Origin of the sequence: Kitasatospora sp. NPDC056531 (assembly GCF_042794375.1) — a bacterium.
Classification (GTDB): domain Bacteria; phylum Actinomycetota; class Actinomycetes; order Streptomycetales; family Streptomycetaceae; genus Kitasatospora.
Window position 1 is genome coordinate 1 of record NZ_JBHTTU010000379.1, and the last position, 1,274, is coordinate 1,274.

Sequence of the window (1,274 nt, forward strand, 5' to 3'; positions counted from 1 at the left end):
GACTCAAGACGCTGCTCGCGATCGTCGGCCCGGGCCTGATCGTGATGGTCGGGGACAACGACGCGGGCGCCTTCTCCACCTACGGCCAGGCCGGCCAGAACTACGGCACCCAGCTGCTGTGGACGCTGCTGATGCTGGTCCCGGTGCTGTACGTGAACCAGGAGATGGTGCTGCGCCTGGGTGCCGTCACCGGTGTCGGCCACGCGCGCCTGATCCTGGAGCGCTTCGGCAAGTTCTGGGGCGCGTTCAGCGTCATCGACCTGTTCCTGCTGAACGCGCTGACCCTGGTCACCGAGTTCATCGGCGTCACGCTGGCCGCCGGGTACCTGGGCCTGCCGAAGGCGGCCTCGGTGGTGCTGGCGGCGGCGATCATCATCGCCTCGGCCTTCACCGGCTCCTTCCAGCGCTTCGAGCGCGTCGCCGTCACGCTGTGCGTCGGCTCGCTGCTGCTGGTGCCGATCTACTTCATGGTCCACCCCAGGACCTCGCAGATGGCCCACGACTTCGTGACGCCGACCATGCCCGGCGGCTCCGGCCAGCTCGCGGCCGTGATGCTGGTCATCATCTCCATCGTCGGCACCACCGTCGCCCCCTGGCAGCTGTTCTTCCAGCAGTCGTACGTCATCGACAAGCGGATCACCCCGCGCTTCATGAAGTACGAGAAGGTCGACCTGTGGATCGGCATCGCGATCGTGGTCATCGGCGCCGCCGCGATGATGGGCTTCACCGCCGCCGCCTTCGCCGGCACCGACGGCTTCGGCCAGTTCTCCGACGCGGCCGCCGTGGCCAAGGGCATCGAGGACAAGGCCGGCCACCTGGCGGGCGTGCTGTTCGCCATCGCGCTGCTGGACGCCTCGATCATCGGCGCCTTCGCGGTGTCCCTGTCCACCGCCTACGCCATCGGCGACGTGTTCGGCATCAAGCACTCGCTGCACCGCGGCGTCAAGGGCGCCAAGGGCTTCTACGCGGTCTACGCCGGCCTGGTGGTGGTCGCCGCGGCGATCACCCTGGTGTCGAACGACTACATGCAGGGCCTGATGACCCAGTTCGTCCAGGTGCTGGCCGGGGTGCTGCTGCCCTCCGCGACGGTCTTCCTGCTGCTGCTCTGCAACGACAAGGCCGTGCTCGGTCCCTGGGTCAACGCTCCCAAGACCAACGCCTTCACCGCCGCCGTGGTCGGCGTCCTGGTCACCCTCTCGATGATCCTGACCGCCGCCGTGGTCTGGCCGGACATCAGCTCGGACGCGATCCTGTGGATCATGGCCGGCTGCGGC

Annotated in this window: 1 protein-coding gene; it reads left to right on the forward strand. The window is 68.2% G+C overall.

Annotated elements, in window-relative coordinates; all coding sequences use genetic code 11:
• Nucleotides 1–1,274, forward strand: a 1,274-nt coding sequence (locus ACFQ87_RS46600) for an NRAMP family divalent metal transporter (RefSeq protein ID WP_380617113.1), incomplete at both ends; no start/stop codon positions are given.